20 protein-coding genes are annotated in these 23497 nt (G+C 54.3%); 8 read left to right on the top strand and 12 right to left on the bottom strand.

The annotated features are described in order from the left end of the window. Window positions 1-145 precede the first annotated feature (145 nt). On the top strand, window positions 146-1435 hold the full coding sequence (gene aceA, locus HGO37_RS12805; protein ID WP_250983603.1) for an isocitrate lyase: 1290 nt from the start codon (window positions 146-148) through the stop codon (window positions 1433-1435). Between the two features lie 65 nt (window positions 1436-1500). Continuing rightward, window positions 1501-1746 carry an SMc00767 family acetate metabolism repressor gene (locus tag HGO37_RS12800; protein ID WP_192487042.1) on the top strand — a complete coding sequence of 82 codons (246 nt, stop codon included), beginning with the start codon at window positions 1501-1503 and terminating at the stop codon, window positions 1744-1746. A 65-nt stretch (window positions 1747-1811) separates the two neighbouring features. Here HGO37_RS12800 and HGO37_RS26370 read toward each other — a convergent pair whose 3' ends face one another. Continuing rightward, window positions 1812-1946 carry a hypothetical protein gene (locus HGO37_RS26370; RefSeq protein WP_285200570.1) on the bottom strand — a complete coding sequence of 45 codons (135 nt, stop codon included), beginning with the start codon at window positions 1944-1946 and terminating at the stop codon, window positions 1812-1814. A 184-nt stretch (window positions 1947-2130) separates the two neighbouring features. Next, entirely contained in the window at window positions 2131-3312 is a 1182-nt protein-coding gene (locus tag HGO37_RS12795) for a BaiN/RdsA family NAD(P)/FAD-dependent oxidoreductase (protein WP_250983602.1), read from the bottom strand. A gap of 127 nt (window positions 3313-3439) precedes the next feature. On the opposite strand from HGO37_RS12795, the gene HGO37_RS12790 reads away from it, so the two are divergent. From HGO37_RS12790 to edd, 5 genes are all read left to right on the top strand, one after another. Continuing rightward, window positions 3440-4876, top strand: coding sequence for a glutamine synthetase family protein (locus HGO37_RS12790; RefSeq protein WP_250983601.1), 1437 nt, complete (start codon window positions 3440-3442; stop codon window positions 4874-4876). Between the two features lie 126 nt (window positions 4877-5002). After that, complete coding sequence (locus tag HGO37_RS12785) at window positions 5003-6289, top strand: NAD(P)/FAD-dependent oxidoreductase (protein WP_250983600.1); 1287 nt, start codon at window positions 5003-5005, stop codon at window positions 6287-6289. A gap of 161 nt (window positions 6290-6450) precedes the next feature. Then, on the top strand, window positions 6451-7926 hold the full coding sequence (zwf, locus tag HGO37_RS12780; RefSeq protein WP_250983599.1) for a glucose-6-phosphate dehydrogenase: 1476 nt from the start codon (window positions 6451-6453) through the stop codon (window positions 7924-7926). 12 nt (window positions 7927-7938) lie between these two features. Continuing rightward, window positions 7939-8637, top strand: coding sequence for a 6-phosphogluconolactonase (gene pgl, locus HGO37_RS12775; protein WP_250983598.1), 699 nt, complete (start codon window positions 7939-7941; stop codon window positions 8635-8637). 123 nt (window positions 8638-8760) lie between these two features. Then, on the top strand, window positions 8761-10581 hold the full coding sequence (edd, locus tag HGO37_RS12770; protein ID WP_250983597.1) for a phosphogluconate dehydratase: 1821 nt from the start codon (window positions 8761-8763) through the stop codon (window positions 10579-10581). A gap of 78 nt (window positions 10582-10659) precedes the next feature. On the opposite strand, the gene HGO37_RS12765 is transcribed toward edd, so the two are convergent. The 6 genes from HGO37_RS12765 to HGO37_RS12740 all read right to left on the bottom strand — a co-directional run bounded on the left by HGO37_RS12765 (window position 10660) and on the right by HGO37_RS12740 (window position 17756). Next, the gene (locus HGO37_RS12765) at window positions 10660-11016 is read right to left on the bottom strand and encodes a hypothetical protein (protein ID WP_192487035.1); all 357 of its coding nucleotides are present in this window, start codon (window positions 11014-11016) and stop codon (window positions 10660-10662) included. A gap of 296 nt (window positions 11017-11312) precedes the next feature. Beyond that, the gene (locus tag HGO37_RS12760) at window positions 11313-12404 is read right to left on the bottom strand and encodes an ABC transporter ATP-binding protein (protein ID WP_250983596.1); all 1092 of its coding nucleotides are present in this window, start codon (window positions 12402-12404) and stop codon (window positions 11313-11315) included. An 18-nt stretch (window positions 12405-12422) separates the two neighbouring features. Then, the gene (bglA, locus tag HGO37_RS12755) at window positions 12423-14078 is read right to left on the bottom strand and encodes a beta-galactosidase BglA (RefSeq protein WP_250983595.1); all 1656 of its coding nucleotides are present in this window, start codon (window positions 14076-14078) and stop codon (window positions 12423-12425) included. 33 nt (window positions 14079-14111) lie between these two features. Continuing rightward, entirely contained in the window at window positions 14112-15272 is a 1161-nt protein-coding gene (locus tag HGO37_RS12750; protein ID WP_250983594.1) for a carbohydrate ABC transporter permease, read from the bottom strand. A 1-nt stretch (window position 15273) separates the two neighbouring features. Continuing rightward, window positions 15274-16287 (bottom strand): carbohydrate ABC transporter permease, encoded by a 1014-nt coding sequence (locus tag HGO37_RS12745; protein WP_250983593.1) that lies wholly within the window; start codon window positions 16285-16287, stop codon window positions 15274-15276. A gap of 107 nt (window positions 16288-16394) precedes the next feature. Continuing rightward, window positions 16395-17756 (bottom strand): ABC transporter substrate-binding protein, encoded by a 1362-nt coding sequence (locus tag HGO37_RS12740; protein WP_250983592.1) that lies wholly within the window; start codon window positions 17754-17756, stop codon window positions 16395-16397. Between the two features lie 289 nt (window positions 17757-18045). Between HGO37_RS12740 and HGO37_RS12735 the strand changes: the two genes are divergently transcribed. Continuing rightward, complete coding sequence (locus HGO37_RS12735) at window positions 18046-19068, top strand: LacI family DNA-binding transcriptional regulator (protein WP_250983591.1); 1023 nt, start codon at window positions 18046-18048, stop codon at window positions 19066-19068. Between the two features lie 68 nt (window positions 19069-19136). On the opposite strand, the gene folD is transcribed toward HGO37_RS12735, so the two are convergent. The 4 genes from folD to HGO37_RS12715 all read right to left on the bottom strand — a co-directional run bounded on the left by folD (window position 19137) and on the right by HGO37_RS12715 (window position 23485). Next, window positions 19137-20036 (bottom strand): bifunctional methylenetetrahydrofolate dehydrogenase/methenyltetrahydrofolate cyclohydrolase FolD, encoded by a 900-nt coding sequence (folD, locus tag HGO37_RS12730; RefSeq protein ID WP_250983590.1) that lies wholly within the window; start codon window positions 20034-20036, stop codon window positions 19137-19139. Window positions 20037-20187: 151 nt separating this feature from the next. Beyond that, complete coding sequence (locus HGO37_RS12725; protein ID WP_250983589.1) at window positions 20188-21960, bottom strand: GumC domain-containing protein; 1773 nt, start codon at window positions 21958-21960, stop codon at window positions 20188-20190. 617 nt (window positions 21961-22577) lie between these two features. Continuing rightward, a complete protein-coding gene (locus tag HGO37_RS12720) occupies window positions 22578-23120 on the bottom strand; it encodes a hypothetical protein (protein WP_250983588.1) in 543 nt (180 codons plus the stop codon). Further along, a complete protein-coding gene (locus HGO37_RS12715) occupies window positions 23120-23485 on the bottom strand; it encodes a hypothetical protein (protein WP_192487838.1) in 366 nt (121 codons plus the stop codon). The genes HGO37_RS12720 and HGO37_RS12715 overlap by 1 nt, the downstream gene beginning before the upstream one ends. Window positions 23486-23497: the final 12 nt, after the last annotated feature.

Below are 23497 nucleotides of genomic sequence, written 5' to 3'. Positions count from 1 at the left end.
TACATCCTAACCTCTTTCAAGTCACTGATTTTATGTTTCCAATAGAACTAAACGGAGTGATTATGTAAATTCAGTCATAGAAAATCTGAGACATCCTTTTAGGAAGAAACGTCTCCTTTTCTATTTTTACATTCGGGAGAGAGATATGACTGATTTTTACAATCTGGTACCAAACGCACCCAAAGGCCGTTTTGACGGCATCGAGCGAACATATACCGCTGAAGACGTGAAGCGTCTGCGCGGGTCTGTGGACATTCGTTACTCCCTGGCGGAAATGGGTGCAAACAGGCTGTGGCAGCTTCTGGAGCAGGATGATTTTATCAATGCGCTGGGAGCACTGTCGGGCAATCAGGCCATGCAGATGGTTCGCGCCGGCTTGAAGGCCATTTACCTCTCGGGTTGGCAGGTTGCCGCCGACGCAAATACTGCATCGGCCATGTATCCTGATCAGTCTCTCTACCCCGCCAACGCGGCACCGGAGCTGGCAAAACGCATCAACCGCACCCTGCAGCGGGCGGACCAGATCGAAACATCTGAGGGCAAGGGCCTGTCGGTGGAGACATGGTTTGCACCAATTGTTGCCGATGCGGAGGCCGGCTTTGGTGGCCCGCTCAATGCGTTTGAGATCATGAAGGCCTTTATCGAGGCGGGTGCCGCCGGTGTTCACTACGAGGACCAGTTGGCATCGGAAAAGAAATGCGGACATCTGGGCGGCAAGGTGCTGATCCCTACAGCGGCCCATATCCGCAATCTCTCCGCTGCGCGCCTTGCCGCAGACGTCATGGGTGTCTCCACGCTGGTGATCGCCCGCACCGACGCCGAGGCTGCCAAGCTTTTGACATCCGATATCGATGAACGCGATCAGCCCTTCGTCGATTACGATGCTGGCCGCACGGTTGAAGGTTTCTACCGCGTCAAAAACGGACTTGAACCCTGCATCGCACGCGCCAATGCCTATGCGCCTTATTGCGACCTGATCTGGTGTGAGACATCAAAACCGGACCTCGAGCAGGCACGCAAATTTGCCGAAGGCGTGCACAAGGTTCATCCGGGCAAAAAGCTCGCCTATAACTGCTCGCCCTCGTTCAACTGGAAAAAGAACCTGGATGACGCAACCATTGCCAAGTTCCAGCGTGAGCTTGGAGCAATGGGTTACAAGTTCCAATTTATTACACTTGCCGGTTTCCATCAGCTCAACTACGGCATGTTTGAACTGGCACGCGGATACAAGGACCGGCAGATGGCCGCCTATTCGGAATTGCAGCAGGCTGAATTTGAAGCCGAGATCAACGGTTACACGGCGACAAAACACCAGCGTGAAGTTGGCACCGGGTATTTCGATGCGGTCTCAGTGGCGATTACCGGCGGGCAATCATCCACAACCGCCATGCATGAATCGACTGAACACGACCAGTTCCGCCCTGCGGCTGAATAACTGGCACTGCAAAACCTCGCATCAAAAGTCCGGTCCGGACCGATGCGTCAAAGGAGGAAAAGGAAATGGCTTCTATTTCGAGAGTTCGTGAGCGGGCCGAGGAACAGTCTTCGGCCATGACACAAGACCAGCAGGCCGCCATCCGTATGTTGGCCAATGATCTGCATCGCCTCAATCAGGCGGTTATGAATGCGGTTGAGGCGGGTGTTTCGGTTGAGCTGGTTCGCTCGGCACGCCACCACAGCGGCGGCGGCAATTGGGGTGATCTTTTGATCCCTGTTATCGTTGCCCAGAACAACGCGGCAGCCTGACCTTAAACTGCACAAAACAAGCCGGGCGGTCCACTGCCCGGTTTTTCTATTTGGATTGCGAGAAATTACGCCAACAACAGCGCGCAAAGCGAGGCGAAAGCACCAGCAGCAATAAGCGTCAGCCTGAAGATGAGGAGCTGCTTACGGTCCTCTGCGCGGGCCATAGCAATTGCGCGGGCACGTCTGCTGTTGTTTTTCATAAGCGGTTCCTAACGAGAAACATAACCGGCATGCCGCTTGGCGGCGCCCAGCAGCACATCATGTAACGGCATAAACCGCGCTGGTATCAAGGAGGATGCCTCGACGCTTGTTAACAAGTCCTTAATGAACGTGGTGTTTCACCATCGCTATTAAAAATGATTTAACTCGTTGTTTTATTACAGATCAGGCCGTTTCGCCTGCCGCATGGCCACTCGCCCAGGCCCACTGGAAATTGTAGCCGCCAAGCCAGCCGGTTACATCAACACATTCACCGATAAAATACAGGCCCGGGACTGTTTTTGCCTGCATATCCCTGGAGTCGAGACCGTTTGTGTCAACGCCGCCGAGCGTGACCTCGGCGGTACGGTATCCTTCCGAACCGGAGGGCTTTATCTGCCAGTTCTGGATAGCTTCAACCAGGGTCGCTAACTTGCGATCAGCCATATCCGCCAAAGGCCCGGTTATGCCGGAAGCTTCGACGGTATACTGCGCCAGACGTTTCGGCAGGATATCTCCCAGCACCGTCTGCGGTGACTGTTTGCCGTTGCTTTTGCGGGCTTCTTTCAGCCGTTCCAGGATATTGGTGTCCGGTTCCAGCTTCAGGCGGATGGTTTCGCCTTCCCGCCAATAGGATGAGATCTGCAGGATCGACGGCCCGCTCAAACCACGATGGGTAAACAACAAGGCTTCCCGGAAACTCGTTTTGCCTGAGGATACTTCAGCAGGCACAGCAACGCCTGAAAGTACGGACAGCTTCTCCAGCATGGTCGGATCAAGCGTTAAGGGCACAAGGCCGGGCCGCGTTTCGATGATCGGCAGGCCAAATTGTTCGGCCACACGATAGGCGAACCCAGTCGCACCCATTTTGGGAATGGATTTGCCACCGGTCGCAATAACCAGACTTTGTGCCTCGATCACACCTGATGAGGTGGAGACACTAAAGCCACCCGCCGTTTTTTCCACACCCGAAAGTTCAGTCTGCAACAGAAGCTCAGCGCCAACGCCGCGCATCTCTTTTAACATCATGGCAATAATATCTTTGGCGCTATTGTCGCAAAACAATTGCCCAAGGGTCTTTTCGTGCCAGGCAATGCCGTGTTTTTCGACCAGCGTCAGAAAATCGGCGGGCGTATAACGCGCCAGTGCCGACTTGGCGAAATGAGGATTTCCCGAGAGGTAGTTTTTGGCCGTGGCATGAATATTGGTAAAGTTGCACCGCCCGCCACCGGAAATTCTGATTTTTTCACCCGGTGCCTTGGCGTGATCGACAATGATGACCGAGCGTCCACGCTGGCCGGCGCGGATGGCACACATCATGCCCGCAGCCCCTGCTCCCAGCACCAGAACATCGCATCGCCGAACCATTTTTCATCCTTTGCTATCTCCTGCCTTCTCTTTTCAGAACATGGAGCAATGTCAATGCGGTTTCCCCCTCGCCAATTGCCAAACTCTGGTTATGATAGCGCCATTCGAAACAGACCTTCGGTGATTTATGCCTGCAAAGAGAACCATGCTCCGCCCAAAAAAATCGGCAACCATGGCAAAACCGGCAGCTCCAGACCTTTCCTCTACTCGTGGTGTTTCCTCCTGGCGTGAAGCCGCACAATGGTTGCGGGCACGGGGTATCGAGGACATTGAGTGCATTACACCGGACCTTGGCGGTGTACCGCGCGGCAAGATGATGCCGACCTCGAAATTTACCGGCGATACATCGCTGGCGCTGCCATCGGCACTTTATCGCCATACGATTTCCGGCGAATATCCTGACGAAACCGCGAACTTCCGTTATGAGCCACGCGACAGCGACCTCAAGCTCGTCCCTGATCTTTCGACACTGTCGGTTGTGCCATGGGAAAGCGATCCGACCGCACAGGTTATCTGTGACGTGGTTGACGCCGAAGGACAATCCGTTCCCTACACTCCACGCAACGTGCTGAAAAACGTGCTGTCGCTGTATGCCGACAAGGGTTGGAAACCGGTTGTTGCACCGGAAATCGAATTTTATCTGGTCGCCATGAATGATGACCCGGATTACCCGCTGCACCCACCAAAGGGACGTTCGGGACGTTCGATTGTCGGCGGACAGAGCTATTCAATTGCCGGCATCAACGAATTCGACGAGCTGATCGACGATATCTATCACTTCTCGGAAAAGCAGGGTCTTGAGATCGACACGCTGATCCACGAAGAAGGTCCGGCACAGCTTGAAATCAACCTTCGCCACGGCGATCCCATCGAGCTTGCCGATCAGGTTTTCCTGTTCAAGCGAACCATTCGCGAAGCAGCCCTCAAGCACGGTATCTATGCAACCTTCATGGCCAAGCCCATGCAGGGACAGCCAGGCTCGGCAATGCATATTCACCAATCGGTTCTGAATATTGAAACCGGCAAGAACATTTTCTCGACCGATAGCGGCGACGCATCGAAGGAGTTCTTCCATTTTGTTGGTGGCATGCAGCGTTATGTTCCCAATGCACTGGTGATGCTGGCGCCTTACGTGAATTCCTATCGCCGTCTGACGCCTGACATGGCCTGCCCGGTGAACAATGCGTGGGGATATGACAATCGCACCACCGCTTTCCGCGTACCGATTTCCGGTCCGTCGGCAAGGCGTGTTGAAAACCGCTTGCCCAGCTCTGACGCCAATCCATATCTGGCATTGGCCGCATCGCTGGCGTGTGGTTGGCTTGGCATCGTCAATGAAATACAGCCGACAGAACCAACCTATGAAACTGCCAATGAAGGCTCCATCGAGTTGCCGCGCGGTCTGCTGGAAGCGGTTGCGCTGCTGGAGGGAGAACCGGAACTGGAGCGGGTGTTTGGCCATGAGTTCGTTGGTCTTTATGCTGGCCTGAAACGGGGGGAGTTCGAAACGTTCATGCAGGTTATCAGCCCGTGGGAGCGGGAATTCCTGTTGCTGAACGTTTGATCCTACGGCATCGCTGCCATGGTCGAGGCCGACCTTTGGAACACGATGCGTAGAATTGAGTAACTTGGAGCACGCTCATGTGTCTGGCCGAAGGGTGGGCGCTCCAACACCGTCAAGGAATGTGCAATGACATGGCAAAGCCCGATAGCTCCCGGAATTTCCTGGTATCAGGCAACAATTGCTGACCGACCTGAATATCCCGCGATGGATGGGTCGAGAGAGGTTGAGGTCGCCATTATCGGTGGCGGTTTCACTGGCCTGCAAGCCGCCTATAATCTGGCTTTGAAAGGCATTTCCGTTGCCTTGATTGAAGCGAACCGCTTTGGTGACGGTGCATCCGGACGCAACGGTGGCCAGTTCGGCACCGGTCAACGGTCATGGCCGGATGAACTGGAAGACGAGATCGGTTACGAACGCTCCAAGGGCCTGTTCGATCTGGCAGAAAATGCCAAACATTACGTGCTGGATTTCGCCGCAGCCCATGGCATCGACATGGAGTATCTACCGGGTCAGTTGAATGTGGCCCACAAACAGGCCTATGAAAAACACTATCGTAAAAGTGTCGAGGCGGCGGTCGAGCGTTATAATTACCCGCACATGTCCTATATGGACAAGGCAGAGGTCGAAGAGCGCCTTGGCTCCACACATTATTATGGTGGCGTTCGCGACACCGGCACCGGCCATATCCATCCGCTGAAATTGTTGGTCGGACTGGCAAAAGCCGCGAAGGCTGCTGGTGCTGAAATCTACGAGCTGACACCTGCGACCAGCCTTCGCCAGTCAAGCGGCAAAACAATTATCGAAACACCGAAGGGCAATATAACAGCCCGTCGCGTGTTGCTGGCGACCAACGCCTATATCGGCAATCTGGAACCGGTTACTGCTGCCCATGTCATGCCGATCCGCTCCTTTATTGGTGCGACCGCGCCACTGGACAAGTTCCCGAGCATTCTGCCGGGCAAGGAGGCGGTTGCTGATTCACGTTTCGTGGTTCGTTATTTCCGTATGACGCCAGATAACCGGTTGTTGTTTGGCGGGCGCGAGGCCTATACGGCCGATACGCCACGGGACATTTCCACCCATATTCGCAAGCAAATTGCCGAAATCTATCCAGAGCTTGCCAATATCGAGATTACCCATGCATGGGGCGGCTCGGTTGGTATCACCATGCCGCGCCAACCTTTCGTGCGTGAGGTGATGCCTGGCGTCATGTCGATCGGTGGTTACTCCGGTCACGGAGTGATGCTTTCCAACTACTGCGGCAAGCTGTATGCGGATATGCTGACGGACAAGGATCGAGCGCTCGAGCAGTTCTCCTCCTTGAATGTCCCAGGTTTCCCCGGCGGGGCAACGTTGCGTGCGCCTCTGCTTTTCCTCGCATTGTCATGGTTTGCGCTGCGAGACCGTTTTTAATCGCCCGCTTCTGTCAGTGGGCATAACAATAGATAAACTTTCATTTTCGCCGGATAAAAGCGAAGTGACATCAAAATAATAATTCCCGACAACAAACTCTGGCGTTTTTAAATCGATTAGATTATCAATGCCCCCAACCCGTGAAGATCGAGAGAATCGGTATGAGCAGTCAAATTATTCCTGTTGACCCCTTTGATTGCGTCGTTTTCGGCGGCACAGGCGACCTGGCAGAGCGCAAGCTTCTGCCTGCGCTTTATCATCGTCAGGTAGAGAACCAACTCACGGACCCGACCCGTATTATCGGCGCGTCACGTTCGGTCATGACACATGAAGAATATCGCAAATTTGCCAAGGATGCTCTGAAAGAGCATCTGAAGGCAGGTGAATATGACGAAGCGCAGGTCACAAAATTCTGCGAACGCCTTTTCTACGTGCCAGTCGATGCGAAGTCCAACAATGGCTGGGATGCGCTCAAGAAGCTGCTGGAAGAAGGTAAAGAACGCGTTCGCGCATTTTACCTCGCCGTTGCACCGGGCATTTTTGGCGACATCGCCGACAAGATCCGCGAACACAAGCTGATTACCAAGTCGACACGTATCGTTGTCGAAAAGCCGATCGGCCGTGATCTCGCATCCGCTCTCGACCTGAACGACACGATCGGTCATGTCTTCAAGGAAGAGCAGATTTTCCGTATCGACCATTATCTGGGCAAAGAGACCGTTCAGAACCTGATGGCGCTGCGTTTTGCCAACGCTCTCTACGAGCCGCTGTGGAATTCCGCGCATATCGACCACGTACAGATCACCGTTGCGGAAGCTGTCGGCCTTGAAGGTCGCGCAGGTTATTACGACAAGGCTGGCGCGATGCGCGATATGGTGCAGAACCATATCCTGCAGCTTCTTTGCCTTGTTGCGATGGAACCTCCGTCTTCACTCGATGCCGAAGCCGTTCGTGACGAAAAGCTGAAAGTCCTGCGTTCGCTGAGACCAATCGACAGCTCGAATGTCGAAAAGGCCACCGTTCGCGGCCAGTACCGTGCCGGCGCATCTGCCGGTGGCCCAGTCAAGGGTTACCTGGACGAGCTTGAAGGTGGCGTTTCCAACACGGAAACCTTCGTTGCCATCAAGGCTGAAATCGGCAACTGGCGTTGGGCCGGCGTTCCTTTCTACATCCGCACCGGCAAGCGTCTTGCCACGCGCGTTTCGGAAATCGTCGTTACCTTCAAGCAGATCCCGCACTCGATCTTTGACGACGCAGCCGGGAAGATCGAAGCCAACAAGCTGGTCATCCGCCTGCAACCGGATGAAGGCGTGAAGCAGTCCCTGCTCATCAAGGATCCAGGTCCAGGTGGCATGCGTCTGCGTCAGGTTTCGCTGGATATGAGCTTTGCAGAAGCCTTCAGCGTGCGCAGCCCGGACGCTTACGAGCGCTTGCTGATGGACACCATCCGCTCCAATCAGACCCTGTTCATGCGCCGCGACGAAGTCGAAGCCGCATGGGAGTGGGTCGATCCTATTCTGAAAAGCTGGGAAGACATTGGACAGGGCGTGCAGGGTTACACGGCTGGCACATGGGGTCCAAGCGGTGCGATTGCTCTTATCGAGCGCGACGGCCGCACCTGGCACGACGCCGACTAAGGAGATATGCTTATGGACGCACAGATGCATGTTTTCGAAAACGGCCCGGCGCTTGCTGAAAAGCTGGCGGACGATGTTGCCGAACGCCTCAAGGCAGCGATCACCGAGAAGGAAACGGCCAGTATCGCCGTTTCCGGCGGCTCTACGCCAAAGCTGTTTTTTCAGGCGCTGTCCAAGCACGATCTGGAATGGAGCAAGGTCAATGTGACGCTGGTCGATGAGCGTTTTGTTGCCGCAGACAGTGACCGGTCCAACCACAAGCTGGTTGCCGACAATCTGCTGCAGAATAACGCAAAGTCCGCATATTTCATTCCGCTTTATCAGGCGGCCGCAACACCGGAAGATGCTGCGACTCTTGCCACAGTAAAGACGGAACCGTTCTGCGATCCGTTCGACGTGGTTATTCTCGGCATGGGAACCGACGGGCACACCGCTTCGTTTTTTCCCGGTGGAGACAATCTCGAAGAAGCACTCGACCTCGATGAACCGCGCAGTGTTCTGACAATGGCGGCGGAAACCGCAGGCGAAGAAAGATTGACCTTCAATCTGTCCAGCCTGCACGATGCCCGCTTCCTTGTTCTGCACATTGAAGGTGCTGCCAAGAAGGAAACGCTTGAAAAAGCGAAGGCCGATCTGGACGAGGACGAAATGCCCATTCGGGCCGTGCTGAACAGGGCAGATTCGCCCGTAAACATCTATTGGGCGCCCTGATTTTTCCGGCCGGATCGTGACCGGCTAGAAACCGGGTTTACCCCAAGACTGACAACAACATGAACATCGGCCTGTCCGTCCCAAGCGGAGGCCGGTGGTCACCAACAGACAGGATGAACGCCCATGGCCGCCGATTCCCGTATTCAGGCAATCACAGACCGTATCGTTGAACGCTCCAAACCTTTCCGTGAAACCTATCTGGAGCGACTTAGGCTTCAGGTTTCAAAGGGTGTTCACCGCTCAGTTCTCTCATGTGGTAATCTGGCGCATGGATTTGCGGTCTGTTCCCCCGCCGACAAGGACATCCTTGCCGGCGACAAGGTTCCAAACCTCGGCATCATCACTGCATATAATGACATGCTCTCGGCGCATCAGCCCTATGAGATCTACCCGAACATCATTCGTGATGCGGCGAAGGAAGCTGGCGGCATAGCGCAGGTTGCCGGCGCGGTTCCAGCCATGTGTGACGGTGTTACTCAGGGGCAGCCGGGCATGGAACTGTCGCTGTTTTCGCGTGATGCCATTGCCATGACTGCCGGCATCGGCCTGTCGCACAATATGTTCGACGCTGCCGTCTATCTCGGCGTCTGTGACAAGATCGTACCCGGTCTGGTGATCGCCGCTTTGACCTTCGGTCATCTGCCCTCGATCTTCATTCCTGCCGGTCCCATGACAACAGGCCTGCCGAATGACGAGAAGTCCCGTATTCGCCAGCTTTACGCTGAAGGCAAGGTCGGTCGCGCCGAACTGCTCGATGCGGAATCCAAGTCCTATCACGGCCCTGGCACCTGCACCTTCTACGGCACAGCCAATTCGAACCAGATGCTGATGGAAATCATGGGCTTCCATATGCCCGGTTCTTCCTTCATCAATCCCGGCACCGAACTGCGCGATGCATTGACGCGTGAAGCGACGAAGCGCGCACTGGCGATTACCGCACAGGGCAATGAATTTACCCCAGCGGGCGAAATGATCGATGAACGCTCTATCGTCAACGGCATCGTCGGTCTGCACGCCACTGGCGGTTCGACCAACCACACCATGCACCTTATCGCCATGGCGCGCGCTGCAGGCATTGTCCTGACTTGGCAGGACATTTCTGATCTTTCCGACGCTGTGCCGCTGCTGGCTCGCGTCTATCCGAACGGTCTTGCCGATGTGAACCATTTCCATGCTGCAGGCGGCATGGGCTTCCTCATCAAGCAGCTTCTCAAGCATGGTTTCCTGCATGATGATGTGCGCACGGTGTTCGGCCAGGGTCTCGAAGCCTACACCGTTGACGCAAAACTTGGTGAAAACGGCTCGGTCATTCGTGAAGCATCCCCTGAGGTCAGCCATGACCCCAAGGTTCTTGCCAGCATCGAAACACCGTTCCAGCCCACGGGCGGCCTGAAAATGCTGACCGGCAATCTCGGCAAGGCCGTGATCAAGATTTCTGCCGTCAAGCCCGAGCGTCATGTTATCGAGGCACCGGCTGTGGTGTTTAACGATCAGCAGGAACTTCACGACGCCTTCAAGGACGGCAAGCTCAACCGCGACTTTATCGCAGTCGTGCGCTTCCAGGGACCAAAAGCCAACGGCATGCCCGAACTGCATCGCCTGACACCGCCATTGGGTGTGTTGCAGGACCGTGGCTTCAAGGTGGCGCTGGTGACTGATGGTCGTATGTCTGGTGCATCAGGCAAGGTGCCTGCCGCCATTCACGTGACCCCAGAGGCCGTTGACTGCGGTCCGATCTCGCGTGTTCACGATGGCGACATCCTGCGCCTCGACGCCGTCACCGGCACGCTGGAGATTCTGGTGAGCGCGGCAGAACTTGCTCGCCGCGAACCGGCCACGGTGGACCTGTCTGGCAATGAATGGGGCATGGGCCGCGAGTTGTTTGCGACATTCCGCCGGAATGCCGGACCGGCAGACCAGGGCGCCAGCGTTCTGTTCAACTGAACCAGTTTCTCTAAATATAAAAAGCCGCGTTGGTGACAACGCGGCTTTTTCATATCCAGACGATGGACATGCTCCTGATTACCAGGATCGAAGATCAAGGGTTCTATCGCGATGCGCCGGATGCGTGCTGAACACAAAAATCCGGTCCAGCTCCTTCTGCGTCAACAGACGGAGGAAACGTACCTGCATGGTGTTGTTGGCGTGGACTCGCATCAACACGCAGCCAATCTTGCTGATACGAGCGTCAGGGATATCCAGATAAAATTGCTGCGGCAGGTTATACTGTGTCAAAAGAGCAAGAACTGCTTCCGACTGTGAAATCTTGATAACATCACAACGACGGGAAGCCATATTCATGACTGCTTTTTCAGTATATTCGATGCGCGCCGCATTCATCGTATCTTCCATCTTAAACCGCCCCTCGCGGTCATACATGAAAGACTCTTCCCTGCTGAAGTAACTGCTTTTTTGAATATTAGGACGGGCGTTCACAATATTTCCCCACTGAATTTATGGGTTCATACTAAGATCAGAATCTTTAAAAGTTTGTTTGCGCGTTTCGATATGAAACACTTCGGTAAATGCAGTGTAACCGGCCGAAAATGGCTTGATTTTCAGGCACTCCGCACCCATCAAACACTTGAATTTGCCTCACCTTTCGCCTCCAGAAACCAACCTTCAAACCGCAAATTACGCAATTTGAAGGTTAGCAGAGGGTTTACAAATTCATTCTATTTGCGATAAGTCGCCCCGTTCGCGTCAAAGAGATGCAGTTTTTCTCTCATCGCATTAAACTTCAACGTCTGACCTTTCTGGACATTCGCGATGCCGGGGATTTTTGCGATGACCGGCTCCTGAACAAAGCCACTGTCGATATAGAGAAGCGTGACCTCGCCCAAGGCTTCGACAATGGAAACCTTGCCTTCAAACAGGTAATCTTCACCGTCCTTGGCAATGTAAAGATCCTCGGGGCGAACACCAAAACTTGCCGGTTTACCAACCTCACTTTGCGCGGTCTCTATGGCAATGCGCAGGTTCTGGTTGCCGTTGAGTTCGAGCGCAGTTTCCGGACCAGCAGCGGTTATCTTGACTGGCAGGATGTTCATGGCCGGCGAGCCGATGAACTGGGCGACAAACAAGTTGGCGGGGCGTTCATAGAGATCAAGCGGTGCGCCGACCTGCTCCACACGCCCGGCATTCAGAACAACGATACGGTCCGCAAGCGTCATGGCTTCCACCTGATCATGCGTCACATAGATCATCGTGGTGTCGGACATCTGTTCGTTGAGCTTGGCAATCTCGATACGCGTTGCAACACGCAGCGCTGCATCGAGGTTGGAAAGCGGCTCGTCAAACAGGAAGACCTTCGGGTTACGGCAGATGGCGCGACCAATTGCGACACGCTGACGCTGGCCACCGGACAGCGCCTTTGGCAGGCGTTCCAGATACTGAGTCAGCTGAAGGATGTCTGCAGCGGCCCTCACCCTCCGGTCAATCTCCTGCCGGCTTTCCTTGGCGATCTTCATGCCGAACGCCATGTTATCATACACAGTCATGTGTGGATAAAGCGCATAAGACTGGAACACCATGGCAATGCCACGACGGGACGGAGGGATTTCGTTGACCAGTTGGCCATCGATAAACATTTCTCCGCCAGTGATGTCCTCAAGCCCGGCAATCATGCGCAACAAGGTCGATTTTCCGCAACCGGAAGGACCGACGAATACGATGAATTCGCCCTGTTTGATATCGAGATCGATACCATGCAGAACCTTTACCTGCCCATAGGACTTGCGAATGTCTTTAAGTGTCAGACCCGCCATTCTACCCTCCCCGTTTTCTCAGGCATAACGCGCGAAAAAAGCGCCCCATGCAGGCAATTCAATATTGCGTCCGTTCAGACTGCTTTCAAAGCCATGGCCTTCCAGAACTTCCCAGTTGCCGTCAGGCAGTGCGGCCGTGGCAGCTGCCGGAGACAGGTTGAAGAAGCAGACGATGGTTTCATTGCCCTTGGAACGGGTGTAACCAACGACGCTGTCGCTGACCGGCAGAAACTCGATCCCGCCCTTGGCAAAAGACGGGTGCTGCTTGCGGAACGAAAGGAAGCGACGATAATGCTCCAGAACCGAGGCGTCGTTGCCTACCTGCGTGCTGACGGCACGGGCCTTGTGCTCGGCAGGAATAGGCAGCCAGGTCTTTTCAGAGGTGCTGAAACCTGCCTGTGCATGACCGGCATCCCAAACCATTGGTGTGCGGCAGCCGTCACGACCCTTGAATTCCGGCCAGAACTGAATGCCGTATGGGTCCTGCAGGTCTTCGAAGGCGATATCGGCTTCTGTCAGCCCAAGCTCCTCACCTTCGTAAATGCAAACCGAACCGCGCTGCGTCAACAACAGGGCTGAGAGCACCTTGGCATAGGCATCCTTGTCGGCCACATCTGCACCCCAGCGGCTGACGTGACGGACAACGTCGTGGTTTGAAAATGCCCAGCACGCCCAGCCTTCAGGCGCGGCCGTCGCAAAGGCTGCCTGAACATCTGCCACCCGCTGCGGGGTCAGCGCATCCGGAGCCAGGAATTCGAAGGCGTAGCACATCTGCATCTTGTCATCGCCGGAGGTATATTCCCCGACAATTTCCAGACCACGCTGACTGTCGCCGACTTCACCGACGGCGGCAATATCCGGGAACTCGTCCAACACGGCGCGGAAGCGCTTGAGGAATTCCAGGTTCTCCGGACGGTTCTTGTCGTAGAGATGTTCCTGGAAATTATACGGGTTAACGGCTGGCGCAGTCGAAGCATTGCGGCGCTCTGGTGCAAGAGCCGGGTTGTCGCGTAGTTCCAGATCGTGGAAGTAGAAGTTGACGGTGTCGAGACGGAAACCGTCCACGCCACGCTTCAACCAGAAACGGGTGGCATTCAACAACTCGTCCTGCACCTGCGGGTTATGCAGATTGAGGTCTGGCTGCGAGGTCAGGAAGTTGTGCATGTAATACTGCATGCGGGTCGGGTCCCACTGCCAGCCCGGACCGCCGAAAATCGACAGCCAGTTGTTGGGCGGCGTGCCATCCGGCTTACCATCCGACCAAACATACCAATCGGCCTTGGGGTTATCAAGGCTGGAGCGGCTTTCGACAAACCACGGATGTTGGTCGGACGTGTGCGACATTACCAGGTCGATCATGACCCGTACGCCCAGTCGGTGGGCTTCGGCAATCAGACCATCGAAATCAGCCAGCGTGCCAAACATCGGATCGACGTCGACGTAGTTCGACACGTCATAACCGAAATCTTTCATCGGCGAGGTGAAGAACGGCGAAATCCAGATCGCATCTGCACCGAGGCGGGCAATATGTTCGAGGCGGTCGGTGATGCCTTTCAGGTCGCCGATGCCGTCTCCATTGGAGTCCTGGAACGATCGCGGATAAATCTGATAGATGACAGCACCGCGCCACCAATCCTTGTCAGACTTAAGAGCGGATGTAACCGAAGACGTCATAGCATTATCCTTGGTATAAGCATTCATAGAATATCAGCCTCCCTTGACGGAGCCGGCCAGCAGGCCGCGTACGAGATAACGTTGAAGGGCGAAGAAAACGCAAAGCGGCACGATGATGGTGACGAAGGCCGATGCGGTAAGAATTTCCCAGTTGCCGCCGCGTGAACCAAGCAACGCATTAAGGCTGCCGGTCAGCACCAACTGATCTTTCTGCGTGCCAAGGAACACCATGGCGACAAGCAGGTCGTTCCATGTCCACAGGAACTGGAAGATTGCAAAGGATGCCAGTGCCGGGAACGACAGCGGCAGGATGATCTTGACGAAAATCTCGAAATCGCTGGCGCCATCAACGCGCGCCGATTCAATGATTTCCTTGGGCAGACCGGAGATGTAGTTGCGCAACAGATAGATGGCGAGCGGCAGGCCGAACGCCGTGTGCGCCAACCAGATGCCGGCATAGGTTTTGGATGGCACGCCGAAGATGTTGCCGATCTCGTTGTAAAGCCGCAACAACGGAATAAGCGACATCTGCAACGGTACTACAATCAGGCCGACCACCATAGCAATCATCAGGGAACGGCCGGAAAAGCGCATCCATGACAGGGCATAAGCGGCAAAGGCGGCAATGAGGATCGGGATGATCGTCGCGGGAATTGTCACCGTCAGCGAGTTGACGAAGGATTGTCCTATGCCTTCTGAAAACAGCACGGTGCGATAGTTGTCGAAGGTGAAGACCGGTGGAGACAGAACGGAGATGTAGATACGTTTGCCGCGAGAACCCTCAAAGCTGGCGTTCTTGCTGTACTCATAAGCGCCGTCCTTCTGTAGCAGAAGGTTTTCGCCATCGCCGAGATCGACAACTTCATCGGCCGGATAGGCAGCAGGGTCCTGAACGCGCACACCAAATGCGGAGACCTGACCACCCTTGCCATTCTCGAACACCGAGCCGGAGATGATGAACTTGTCACCCTCCTGCCGTTGTGTTGATGGATCAGCCAAGCGCACCGCTTCCGTTTGCGTTGAACTGGCAAAAGCCGTCCACCAACCGGAGACGGTGATCTGATCCTTGTCACGTAGCGAGCTGACAAGGATGCCGAGTGTTGGCAGCAACCACAGAATGACGATGAACAGCACACTGGCATGAACGATCAGTCGTGGAAGGCCGACACGGCGAATACGTTTTACAATATCCATATCAGCGACCCTCCATTTCCTTGTTGGCCTGGCGAATATTCCAGATCATGATCGGGGTCACGGCTGCCATGATGACCAGAGCTATAACGGCACTTCGGCCGCTGTCGCCGCCGCCGCGGAACATCCAGTCAAACATCAGGTTCGCAAGAACCATGGTGTTCCACTGGCCGTTGGTCATGGTCAGCACGATATCGAAAACCTTGAGAACGAGAATGGTGATCGTTGTCCACACAACCGCAATTGTGCCCCAGATTTGCGGCACCAGAATTTTCCAGAAAATCTGCCAGCCATTGGCGCCATCAATGACAGCAGCTTCAACTGTTTCTTCGGGAATACCACGCAGTGCTGCTGACAGAATGACCATGGCAAAACCGGTCTGGATCCAGATCAGGATCACCATCAGGAAAAAATTGTTCCAAAACGGCATGGAGATCCATACTTCCGGATTGCCACCGAAAAATGCGACAACAGCATTCAGAAGACCGATCTGGGTTTGCCCCTCACCGCGATATTCATAAATGAATTTCCAGATAACCGAGGCGCCTACGAAGGAAATCGCCATCGGCATGAACACAATGCTCTTGGCAATATTGCCCCACCAGATGCGGTCGGTCATCACGGCGATAACCAGCCCGAAGAAGGTGCAGGCAGCCGGCACAACGGCAAGCCAGAGGATGTTGTTGAAAATCGACTGTCGGAAACCGGCATCAAAAAACGCCCAACGGTAATTCGCCAGGCCGACAAAATTCACGCCAGTCCTGTCATAAAAAGACAGATAGAACGTCGCGATGACAGGATAGACGAGATAGACCAACAGCAGGATAAGCGCTGGCCCGACGAATAGCCATGGACGCACAGCGGCTCTTCGATTGAGATTGCGAGAGGCGTCGATGACATTTTTTGCGCTTACAGGGAACAGAACCTGCAAAAATTTGTCGGAAAGCCAATAATAGGCGGCACAAGCAAATACACCGACAATCATGACGCCGATTGCCGAAACGATCTGAGCGATCACATTCCCCTCCCTTATTCCCGGTCGTCCGACCTTTTGCCGATCACGAGAACGAAAAGCTTTAGAAACAACCGCCCGGCAACGATGTTACCGGGCGGGGCAGGAAATGATTACTTCAGGCCGTCCCAGGCCTTCTGGATATCAGTCGCCACGGTTTCGGCAGACTTACCGCCGACGAAATCCACCATACCGGTCCAGAATGCGCCAGCACCGATCTTGCCCGGCATCAAGTCAGAACCGTCAAAGCGGAATGTCGTTGCGGAGGTGAGAATTTCACCCTGCTTCTTCATCTGCTCATTGCCGTAGGCATCGGTGTTCACACCCTTGAAAGGTGTGAGGAAGCTGGACTGCGCCATCCATACTTCGTGTGCGATTGGCGTCTTCAGGAACTCGACAAATGCCTTTGCAGTTGGCGATTCCTTGGTCACGGTCACCAGCGTACCTGCACCGAGAACCGGTTTTCCAAGCTCAGGCTTTGCAGCATAAGTTGGCATGTAGAAGAAATCGACATCGGTTCCGACCTTGGTGCCCTCAGGGAAGAAGGACGGAATGAAGGATGCCTGATGGTGCAGGTAGCACTTCGGTGGAATATCAAATAAACCCTTCGGGCTGTCACGGAAGTCGGTCGATGCAACGGCCGCGATGCCACCGCTGACATATTTTTCATTCTTGGCAAATTTGCCGAATTCATCGATAGCGGCAACGACGGCCGGATCATTGAACTTGATTTCGTTCTTGACCCACTTGTCATAGGTTTCCGGGCTGTGCAGGCGCAGCATCAGGTCTTCCACCCAGTCGGTGGCTGGCCAGCCGGTTGCACCACCTGAACCCAGACCGATGCACCATGGCGTACCGCCATCGGCAACAATCTTGTCGGACAGAGCTAGCAGGTCTTCCATGCTCTCAGGCACTTCATAACCGGCTTCTTCGAAATTTTCCGGCACGAACCATACCAGCGACTTCACATCAGCCTTGAACGGGAATGCGAAATAAGCAGGCTTGCCGTCCTTGCCATTATAGGTGCCGTAGTTCACCCAGGATTCACCGGCGCCGTAATTGTCCTTGACCCAGGACGCGACGTCATCGCCGAGTGGCACGAGCAGGCCCTTGGCGGCGAGGTCAGCCAGCAGACCCGGTTGTGGCAGAATTGCGATATTGGGAGGAGAACCAGCCTGTGTATCGATAACGATCTGCTGTTCGTAATTTTCAGAAGAAGAATATTTTACATTAATACCGGTCGCATCGGCGAAATATGCCAGGACCGTCTGGAACAGGGCTTCATCTTCACCGCGCCATGGTCCGAAAATCGTCAGGGTCTGGCCCTTGAGATCGGCATGCGCTGTTTTGAAATCTTCGTAGCTTTTCCAGTTGAATTTTGCGTCTTCGCCAGGGGCGAACTTCAAATCCGCAGCCATTGCGGAGTTCATGAAAATGGCCATGGCTGCTGTTGTTGCCAGGAATGTCTTAAGCATGTGACTTACCTCCCATCACATCAAGATTTAAACCTATACAAACACTTCAAAGCGCTTTGGACGCTATTAATTCCCCGCACAAACACGAGGAGTCAAGTGCCTTATCTAACTGTAACGTTGCAGTTATCTTGCTTCAATAGGTTTTGCAAAGAAATTGCAGTTTTGAGCTGTATTTTCCATTGAGCAAAAAGGAATCTGGCATTACACAATTCAAAGCGCTTTGGAGTAGGATTTTTGAGACGTTGGTTCGTCTCGTTAAAATTTGGAAGCGTGCGGAGGAGGAACAAAGATGAACCTGAAGCAATTGTCCCAGTTGCTCGGTCTGTCCCAAACGACAATTAGCCGCGCCCTGAACGGTTACCCTGAAGTCAATGCCGAAACACGCCAGCGCGTGCTTCAAGCAGCCAAGGATACGGGTTACCGTCCCAACCTGACAGCACGTCGACTAGCAACAGGCAAGACCGGCTCGATCGGTCTGGTCATGCCGACTGCCCCCGCCCATCAGTCCGACATGCATTTTGGCGAGTTTCTAAGCGGTCTCGGTGAAGAGGCTGCCCGGCATTCATTTCACATGCTGATCATGCCTGCCGATCCCAGCAACGAGGAAGACGCTTTGCGCTGGCTAGCCGGCAGCGGCAATGTCGATGGAATTTATCTGGCCTATATGCGGGAACGCGATCCGCGCATCGCGCTTCTCAAATCGTTCAACATCCCATTCATGGTACATGGGCGCTCGTTTGGTGCAGATGCCGATTACCCGTTTCTCGATGTCGACAATGAAGGTGCCTTTTACGATGCCACCAAATTGCTTTTGCAGCTTGGTCACAACCGGATTGGCCTTCTGAACGGCCCGGAAGGTCTGGATTTCACCTACCGACGCAAGGCCGGTGTCGAAAAGGCATTGACGGAATATGGCCTCGCGCTGCGTGCCGACTGTCTGCGGCACAGTGCCATGACCGACGAGATCGGTTTTCTGAATATGGAAGAGTTGCTTTCGCAGAAAAATCCACCGACTGCCATTCTCTGTGCCAGTACCACACTGGCGCTCGGTGCCATTCGCTCCCTCAACCAGCGGGGATTGAAACCCGGCAAAGACGTTTCTCTGATCGCTCATGACGATGTTTTGCCGCTGCTGAAGCCTCATAATTTTTCCGTGCCGCTGACCACCACCCGTTCATCGCTGCGAGCTGCCGGCATCCGGGTGGCACAACGACTGATCAATCGCATTTCGTTTGATGAGGTGGACCCGGTGCAGGAACTGTGGAAAGCAGAGCTTGTGGTGCGCGCATCGACCGGACCTGCCCCGGCCTAATTCGGCGGTTCAAGCACGCTGCATTTGTCAACGATTGCAACGTGCTTCTACGCTTAAGTCAAAGCGCGTTAGAATGTCGGCGCAGTCTTTCCGCATTTTCTGTAGGCGGTGATCACTGTGTTTGCCATCAGCATGGCAATTGTCATCGGGCCAACGCCGCCGGGAACCGGCGTAATTGCACCAGCAACCTGACTTGCTTCTTCAAACGCAACGTCGCCGACCAGGCGGGTTTTGCCCTCGCCTTTTTCCGGCGCGTCAATCCGGTTGATACCGACATCGATCACCGTTGCGCCAGCTTTGACCCAATCAGCCTTGACCATCTGCGGACGACCAACGGCGGCCACCAGAATATCTGCGTTACGGCACACGGCTGCAAGGTCCTTGGTGCGTGAATGTGCCATGGTGACAGTCGCGTTTGCGTTCAGCAAAAGCTGCCCCATCGGTTTTCCAAACAGGTTGGAACGGCCAATGACAACGGCATTCAAACCCGACAGGTCTTCGCCGTTAATATCTTTGACCAGGAGCATGGCGCCAGCCGGTGTGCAGGAGATCAGGCCCGAGGCCAGATCACCAGTGGCGAGCTTACCTGCATTGACGACGCTCAAGCCGTCGACATCCTTTTCCGGCAGGATCATCTGAATGACCGGTTCGGAATCAAGGTGTCTTGGAAGCGGTAACTGCACGAGGATCCCGTGGATAGAAGGGTCGTCATTCAAGGATGCGACTAGTGCCTCAAGCTCAGCCTGTCCGGTTTCCAGCGGCAATGTGTGTTGCACGGAGTTAAAACCGCACTGCTTGGCCATTCTGCTCTTGGAACCAACATAGGCATGGCTGGCGGGATCGTCGCCCACGATGATGACGGCTAGGCCCGGCTTTACGCCAGCGGTCTTTTCCAGCGTCTCAGCAGCAACACGAACTGCCTCCGTTACCGATACCGCTTTCGCTTTTCCGTCAATAACCTGAACCATGTGCCTGCCTCCAATAACAGCCTGCCAGCAGAACACCGGCAACGACTTGCCCTATCACACCGGATAGCCGTGTGAGTTTCGCCCCTAATGCTGCTGAATGATATCGATTGCAAGCAAAAAGGCTGCGACAGAAGCGACAATAATCTCAGGCTCAGGATGCCGCCCTGCGGTTTGCGTAATCGTGCAAACGTTGACGGAGGGCGGCGATGTCGCGGCGGACCTCAAGCACTTCATCAAGCTCGTCATAGACTGGCTGGCTGAAAGCTGGTTTGTCGTAGGACTGCACTTCGAATTGGCCTTGTAGGGCCGCTGCCAACACAGGCGGCAGATCAGCGATGTCTTGTGGTGATGCCTTGATACTTCTGCGCATCAACACTTCGCGGACACGTTGATCGAGCGGAATGTCATTTGCTGCGATGTCGTAGGCCAGATCGTAGGCATCAGCGGCTTTAGGGGTTGCAAAGTCCTCTTCAACATAATCCAGAGCGTCATCGCTTTCCGGCTGCGGGAAAATGGCATCCGGCTGCGGCGTATCCGTATAAAAGCCAATGTCTGGACCGTTGGCGGACTCGTGAGCAGGTATTGACACCTCACGCTTGCGGAAACGGATGTACAAGGCAACAAGTGTCAACACGCCAAGGCCAAGACCGCAGCCACCACCAATCACCGCCATTGAAATCATCTGGCGGAAACCAGCCGGAATATTGACCGCAAGCGGTGCGTTTGCGACAGCAAATGGAGCAGCGGCCTGTGTCGATTTCGGGTCACTATCAGCCAGCCCGTTGAAATAGGTTTCGCGGGCTTGCGACAGCTCTGCTTCCAACCTGTTTAGCTCCGCAGGCGCATCGCCAAAAACCGCCAATTCCTGTTCAAGCGCCTGCTGTCTGTTTCTGGCTTGTGCAAGCTCTGTCTTGGCCGCCTGCTCCTGCTGCTTCAGTTCGCTGGTGATGCTTTTCAACGCACGGGCAGCATTTGCCTTGGTTTCCTGCTGGGTCTGCGTTGCCGCAATGACGTGCGGATGTTTCGGGCCATATTGCACAGACAGTTGGGCGAGCGCTTTGGACGCGCCGACATATTGCCGAACAGCATCCTGAAGGGGAAGAAACGTCGTATCATCTGGAATTTCACGGGCAAGCGCCTTGTCGCCCTGCAACAGCGTCAGATTTGACAGCTTATGGGTCACGTCCGCCAGACGGGATTCCAGCTCGGCTACCGATCCTGAAACAAGCGCCAAATCCTGTGTCGCAGCTTCCATCTTTGCCATGGCGTCGTTGCCATGCCGGACCTGAAAACCAGTAACGGCCGCTTCCGCGTTTTCAAACAGTGCACGGTTGCTGTCGTTATGTCCCTGAATAGAACCAGTCGCGCTGGCATTGATATGAGTTACGATGCGATTGGCGGCATGTTGCGCAAACCGCGCGCTTGCACCTGATGTTTCGGCGTAGGTCGTTACAAAAATTGCACTGCCATCAGCGGCTTGCGACAGAGAAATACGTCCACGCATATCATGTCTGGCGCGCAGAACAGGGTCCGATGGCGTTGGCACCTTGCCGAGCACCACTTCACCAAACAGGCCCCACCATGTCGCCTCGTGAGCGGATGTCAGGACCAGGCCGTCATTGATGATCTGTTGTGCAAGCTCGGCCTTTCCCTCATCGGACAGCACGGCATTTTGTGCTACCGTCATCAATGTCTTGGAATCAGACTGCTGTGTTGAAGCGACATTGAACTGGATACGGATCTGCGTCAGCTTTTCGGGCTCAGATGACGGCGTCATCATCAGGCCAAGTGCGATACCCGCCAGCGTAAAAAGTACAGTGCAGCTGACTGCGAACCGATAAGGGTTTTTCTTGAAAACGGTGCTCAACCAACCCGTCGAGGACCGCGCCACGGCACTTGCTTCACCGCGCGTTTGTGCTGGCACACCAAATCGATCCGACAAATGCGAATGTTCAATATTTTGCGCGTGATCTGCCACGTCAAGCCACCTCAATATTCCGGGTCGGAACTGGTTGGAGCCCCCGTAATATTAATGAAACCTAAATCAACAAGGCAAATAAACAGTTAACAAAGGCCAATATAGGCGGTTGTCGGCCCAAAATGCCGGATAGGTTTCCGGCGGCGCGTTTCAGTGGCGAATGATGCGATAAAGCCATTCAAACCCAAGGCGCGAAAACACCTCTGGTACCGGTTCCTGGTCAGTGGAATAGTGAACCTGCGAGGTCTTGCTGGCTTGCATATTGCGTGCACGATTCACGTCAACGCGATGCGCCAAAGGCGTGGTTTTTTCGGGTGATTCAAATGCAGAAAAAGAAAATCCAGAAAACTTACTCACACCCACACCCGTCCTGCGCTAGCAGTTCCTCTTAAACAGCAACTTTGCTGTTCAGGCATATTATTTGACAGAATTGAATTTACTTTCAAATAGCGTTTTCGAATATGAAGCATTTTTTTAAGAGAATATTAATCATTTCAAAATGCACGAACAACAAGGGCCGCAATAGCGGCCCTTTGATTGGTGTCTGGACGAACTTTCCTGACTTAATGTGAGGGTGCTGCTTCGGCTGCCGGAGCCGCTTCGACCTTTTCACCTTCAACAATTTTGACAGACTGCGGTTCACCACCACCCTGCTGGGCGCGAATGTCTGCTTTGGAAAGATAATCGAGTTTTTCGATCAGTACTTCCTGCACGACGTCATCACCGAGCTTCTTGTTCAGTCCATCGCGAATGCGTTTCTTGAACTCATCCGCATCAAAGGTCGAAACATTGGCAATGTTGATCATGTTGGAACCAGCCAAAAGCGTGATCAACTCGTCGGTCATCAGTTCTGTTCTTGGTCCTTCGATCAGGTTGACCTTTGTCTTGTCGACATTCAACGAGATCAGCGTGAGGAAATAACCATTTACAGCCCCTTCACTAATAACCGGGACTGTAATCTGCTCTCCCTTGACCAAAGCCAGCGACGCCTTGCGGGCCTCCTCCTCGCTGACCGGCGCCGGTGGCATTGCCATCTGCACGGAAAAATACACTGCGCCGAGCGTGATTGCGCAAACCCATACGCCGGTAAGGAGAAGTTTTAACATCAGGTAGCGCCGTAAAGAAATTGTTCCTGCGAGTAAGTGCCGTCGGTGTCAGCTTCGCGGATGGCGTTTTTCAGCAGGTCGGCAACCGCACGCACTGCATTGAGATGTGCCTCGACGCGGCGGGCATTCGTTGCCAGCTTTTCCTTGATGCCACGAACCTGGTTGATGTAACCGGCGGCAATTTCTTCATGCGGTGTATCACGGAACAGCATGGTCAGTTCATAAAGGCAACGGCTTTTGTGGGCGTTGGAGACCTTCAGATCGAATTTCGGGTCTTTGCCAATTTTTTCGTTTTCATTATCAATGATCGTTTCCAGACGTCCGAGAACCGACTGAATACGATGATCGTTCGACACTGCTTCCATGACTTCTGTTCC

The organism is Rhizobium sp. CG4 (assembly GCF_023701965.1).
Classification (GTDB): Bacteria; Pseudomonadota; Alphaproteobacteria; order Rhizobiales; family Rhizobiaceae; genus Agrobacterium.
The sequence above is the reverse complement of the archived record's forward strand: the minus strand, read 5'-3'. Positions and strand labels throughout refer to the sequence as shown.

Coding starts and splice junctions, on each gene's coding strand:
- zwf (WP_250983599.1), top strand. CDS start 6,451: ATGAGCAGTCAAATTATTCCTGTTGACCCCTTTGATTGCGTCGTTTTC.
- HGO37_RS12785 (WP_250983600.1), top strand. CDS start 5,003: ATGACATGGCAAAGCCCGATAGCTCCCGGAATTTCCTGGTATCAGGCA.
- HGO37_RS12765 (WP_192487035.1), bottom strand. CDS start 11,016: ATGTATGACCGCGAGGGGCGGTTTAAGATGGAAGATACGATGAATGCG.
- HGO37_RS12750 (WP_250983594.1), bottom strand. CDS start 15,272: ATGGATATTGTAAAACGTATTCGCCGTGTCGGCCTTCCACGACTGATC.
- HGO37_RS12800 (WP_192487042.1), top strand. CDS start 1,501: ATGGCTTCTATTTCGAGAGTTCGTGAGCGGGCCGAGGAACAGTCTTCG.
- HGO37_RS12715 (WP_192487838.1), bottom strand. CDS start 23,485: ATGGAAGCAGTGTCGAACGATCATCGTATTCAGTCGGTTCTCGGACGT.
- folD (WP_250983590.1), bottom strand. CDS start 20,036: ATGGTTCAGGTTATTGACGGAAAAGCGAAAGCGGTATCGGTAACGGAG.
- bglA (WP_250983595.1), bottom strand. CDS start 14,078: ATGACGTCTTCGGTTACATCCGCTCTTAAGTCTGACAAGGATTGGTGG.
- edd (WP_250983597.1), top strand. CDS start 8,761: ATGGCCGCCGATTCCCGTATTCAGGCAATCACAGACCGTATCGTTGAA.
- HGO37_RS12760 (WP_250983596.1), bottom strand. CDS start 12,404: ATGGCGGGTCTGACACTTAAAGACATTCGCAAGTCCTATGGGCAGGTA.
- aceA (WP_250983603.1), top strand. CDS start 146: ATGACTGATTTTTACAATCTGGTACCAAACGCACCCAAAGGCCGTTTT.
- HGO37_RS12735 (WP_250983591.1), top strand. CDS start 18,046: ATGAACCTGAAGCAATTGTCCCAGTTGCTCGGTCTGTCCCAAACGACA.
- pgl (WP_250983598.1), top strand. CDS start 7,939: ATGGACGCACAGATGCATGTTTTCGAAAACGGCCCGGCGCTTGCTGAA.
- HGO37_RS12720 (WP_250983588.1), bottom strand. CDS start 23,120: ATGTTAAAACTTCTCCTTACCGGCGTATGGGTTTGCGCAATCACGCTC.
- HGO37_RS26370 (WP_285200570.1), bottom strand. CDS start 1,946: ATGAAAAACAACAGCAGACGTGCCCGCGCAATTGCTATGGCCCGCGCA.
- HGO37_RS12740 (WP_250983592.1), bottom strand. CDS start 17,756: ATGCTTAAGACATTCCTGGCAACAACAGCAGCCATGGCCATTTTCATG.
- HGO37_RS12790 (WP_250983601.1), top strand. CDS start 3,440: ATGCCTGCAAAGAGAACCATGCTCCGCCCAAAAAAATCGGCAACCATG.
- HGO37_RS12795 (WP_250983602.1), bottom strand. CDS start 3,312: ATGGTTCGGCGATGCGATGTTCTGGTGCTGGGAGCAGGGGCTGCGGGC.